Origin of the sequence: Bradyrhizobium valentinum (assembly GCF_001440405.1) — a bacterium.
In the GTDB taxonomy this organism is placed as follows: domain Bacteria; phylum Pseudomonadota; class Alphaproteobacteria; order Rhizobiales; family Xanthobacteraceae; genus Bradyrhizobium; species Bradyrhizobium valentinum.
This window is the reverse complement of sequence record NZ_LLXX01000121.1, coordinates 1-3,760: the sequence shown is the minus strand read 5'-3', so window position 1 is coordinate 3,760 and position 3,760 is coordinate 1. Positions and strand designations below refer to the sequence as shown.

The following is a 3,760-nucleotide window of genomic DNA, read 5'->3' as shown; positions in this document are numbered from 1 at the left end:
CCAGGGGAGAGAGGCGGATTTTCTTGTGGCAGGCCCGCTTGGACGGGACAAGCCACGAAACTTTGACAGGTTTCATCATTGCAGACTTGTCCCAGAGAGAACTGATCGTCTGAACTGTGGCAATCCAACCTTCGGATGGCCTACCCAAACTTCGGTAGACGTGCTTGATTTGCCATCACAAATCGTTAATTCGCGGGGGCCTGGAGGACACGCATGGCCATCATGATGCCAGCTTCCGATCAGGCGGTCCTGGATCGCCGCAGTGAAATCGTGGCGGCGCTGCGCGCGATCGTGCCGGGCGAGGGCGTGATCGACAGTGCTGCCGAAATGCTGCCCTACGAGTCCGACGGCCTGATGGCCTATCGGCAGCCGCCGATGGTCGTGGTGCTGCCCGACACCGCCGAACAGGTCTCCAGGATCCTGAAATATTGCGGTGAGCAGGGTATCAAGGTGGTTCCGCGCGGCTCCGGCACATCGCTGTCAGGCGGCGCGCTGCCGCTGGCCGATGCCGTGTTGCTGGGGCTCGGCAAGTTCAAGCGCATTCGCGAGATCGATTTCGACAACCGCGTGGTGGTGACCGAGCCCGGCGTTACCAACCTCGCCATCAGCCAGGCGGTGGCGCATGCCGGCTTCTACTACGCGCCCGACCCGTCGTCGCAGATCGCCTGCTCGATCGGCGGCAATGTCGCGGAGAATTCCGGCGGCGTGCATTGCCTGAAATACGGCATGACCACCAACAACGTGCTCGGCTGCGAGATCGTACTGATGTCGGGCGAGATCCTGCGGATCGGCGGCAAGACGGCGGAGAACTCGGGCTACGACCTGATGGGGATCATCACGGGGTCGGAGGGGCTGCTCGGCGTCATCACCGAAATCACCGTGCGCATCCTGCAGAAGCCGGAGACCGCACGCGCCCTGATGGTCGGCTTCGCCGAGGTCGAGGCCGCCGGCGAATGCGTGGTGCGGATCATCGGCGCCGGCATCATTCCGGGCGGCATGGAGATGATGGACAAGCCCGCGATCCATGCCGCCGAAGCCTTCGTCCATGCCGGCTATCCGCTCGACGTCGAGGCGCTCCTGATCATCGAGCTCGATGGCCCGAGCGTGGAAGTCGACGAATTGATCAAGCGCGTCGAGGCAATCGCGCAAGGGTGCGGTTCGACGACCTGCCAGATCTCCACCTCGGAGGCCGAGCGCAATCTGTTCTGGGCCGGACGCAAGGCGGCATTCCCGGCTGTGGGGCGGATTTCGCCCGACTATCTCTGCATGGACGGCACGATTCCGCGCGGCGCGCTGCCGAAGGCGCTCGCCCGCATCCGCGACCTCTCGGCAAAATACGATCTGCGTGTCGCCAACGTGTTTCACGCCGGCGACGGCAATTTGCACCCCCTGATCCTCTACGACGCCAACCAGCCCGGCGAGATCGAACGGGCGGAAGCCTTCGGCGCCGATATCCTGCGCGCCTGCGTCGAATTCGGCGGCGTGCTAACCGGCGAACATGGCGTCGGCATCGAGAAGCGCGACCTGATGCCGGAGATGTTTTCGGAAGTAGACCTCAACCAGCAGCAGCGGCTGAAATGCGCGTTCGACGCGCAGGGCCTGCTCAATCCCGGCAAGGTGTTTCCAACCCTGCATCGCTGCGCCGAACTCGGCCGCATGCATGTCCATGCCGGCAAGCTGGCGTTTCCGGACATTCCGAGATTTTAGTGATGAAGCTCAAAGCCAGTTGCAGACGTGAAGGGGACTCTCACGAGCACCGCCCGTGCCGCTCACCCCTCTCCCCAACCCTCCCCCGCAAGGGGGGAGGGAGCCCATCCGCCGGTGCGTTCCTAACGAGTTGCGATTCTTCCGCTCGTCCACAATTCGCTGCCGCTGTGAGGCGACGTGAGGTTGGCACGCTGGTCAGGCTCCCTCCCCCCTTGCGGGGTCCGAGGCGAGCAAAGCTCGCTCTCGAGGGTGGGGAGAGGGGTAAGCCCCGGGCGCTGACAGGAGAGATGCGGAGACCCCGCTTCAGCATGTCCAATTCAGGTGCCCCGTGGACACGCTGAAAGTACGTGACGCCAGGGATGTCGAAGAGGTGGTGCGCGCGGCGATCGCCGGCGAGCAGCCGCTGGAGATCATCGGCCATGGCTCGAAGCGGCTGATCGGCCGGCCGATGGCGACCAACGCCGTGCTCGACGTGTCCGCGCTGAACGCGGTCACCGCCTACGAGCCGAACGAGCTGATCATCACCGTGCAGGCCGGTGCGCCCCTTGCCGACGTGCAGTCGCTGATCGATTCCAAGAACCAGCAATTTGCCTTCGAGCCGATCGATACTTCGGCGCTGCTCGGCGTCTCCGGCAACGGCACCATCGGCGGCATGATCGGCGCGGGGCTCGCCGGGCCCCGTCGCATCAAGGCCGGCGGCGCGCGCGATCATCTGCTCGGGGCGCATGCGGTGTCCGGTTTCGGCGACAGCTTCAGGACCGGGGGCAGGGTGGTGAAGAACGTCACCGGCTATGATCTCTGCAAGCTGCTGACGGGGTCGTGGGGCACGCTGGCTGTCATGACGGAAGTCACGCTGAAGGTGATGCCGAAACCCGAAAGCGAGCGAACGCTGATGCTCGCAGGGCTGGACGACGCGACTGCGAACCGGGCGATGACCTCTGCACTTGGCTCGCCCTACGACGTCTCGGGCGCCGCGCATCTGCCGAATTCGGCGTTCCGGCCGGCGACGGGCGCGCTTGCCGGCCTTGGCGCGCAGGGACGGGCGGTCACGCTGCTGCGGCTCGAAGGCATTGCCGCTTCGGTTGCCGATCGCGCCAATTCGCTGGGCAAGGCGCTGACGCCGTTTGGTTCGGTGGAAACGCTGGAAGATGCGGCCTCGGCAACGGTCTGGAGCGCCATCCGCGACGTCGAACCCTTCGCCGCAGGCGGCGCGCTCGGCGCGTGGCCGGTGTGGCGGATCGTCTGTCCGCCAGCCTCGGGCGGCGCGCTTGGCCAGGCGCTGGCGCGTGATACCGGGGGCGATGTGGTCTATGATTGGGGCGGCGGGCTGATCTGGGCGGCATTGCCGCCCAAGCCGGACGCGCAGGCCATCCTGGTGCGTCAGCGCGTCGAGGCTGCCGGCGGCCACGCATCGCTGATCCGGGCGTCCGAGCATGTCAGACAGAATGTCGACGTCTTCCATCCGCAGCCCGCCGGTATCGCCGCGTTGAGCCAGCGCGTGCGCAACAGTTTCGATCCCAAGATGATCCTCAACCGCGGCCGGATGCTGCTGATGTCAGCGACATGAAAACCGAATTCTCACTCACCCAACTGGCCGACCCTGACATCGCCGAAGCCGACAAGATCCTGCGCGCCTGCGTGCATTGCGGGTTCTGCACCGCGACCTGTCCGACCTATGTGCTGCTCGGCGACGAACTCGATAGCCCGCGCGGGCGCATCTACCTGATCAAGGAAATGCTGGAAAAGGACAAGCCGCCGACCGCGGAGGTGGTCAAGCATATCGACCGCTGCCTCTCCTGCCTTGCCTGCATGACCACCTGTCCTTCGGGCGTGCACTACATGCACCTGGTCGATCAGGCGCGGGTCCGGATCGAGCGGGATTTTTCGCGGCCGCTGCCCGAGCGGGCCCTGCGCGCGATCCTGGCTTTCGTGTTGCCGCGGCCAGACCTGTTTCGCGCCAGCATGATCATGGCACGGCTAGCCCGGCCGTTTGCTGTCCTGTTGCCGGAGCCGAAAGCGGCGGCGACACCTGGCCTGTTGCGGCGGATCAAGG

General features: G+C 65.4%; 3 protein-coding genes. All 3 read left to right on the top strand.

Annotated features, from left to right (window positions below):
- Positions 1-213: 213 nt before the first annotated feature.
- Entirely contained in the window at positions 214-1,707 is a 1,494-nt protein-coding gene (locus CP49_RS20070) for an FAD-linked oxidase C-terminal domain-containing protein (protein ID WP_057851950.1), read from the top strand.
- Between the two features lie 328 nt (positions 1,708-2,035).
- Positions 2,036-3,274, top strand: a complete 1,239-nt coding sequence (locus CP49_RS20065) for an FAD-binding protein (protein ID WP_057851949.1) — start codon at positions 2,036-2,038, stop codon at positions 3,272-3,274.
- Positions 3,271-3,760: 4Fe-4S dicluster domain-containing protein (locus tag CP49_RS20060; RefSeq protein ID WP_156438528.1), on the top strand; the 490-nt coding region annotated here is incomplete at its 3' end. The genes CP49_RS20065 and CP49_RS20060, both read left to right, overlap by 4 nt.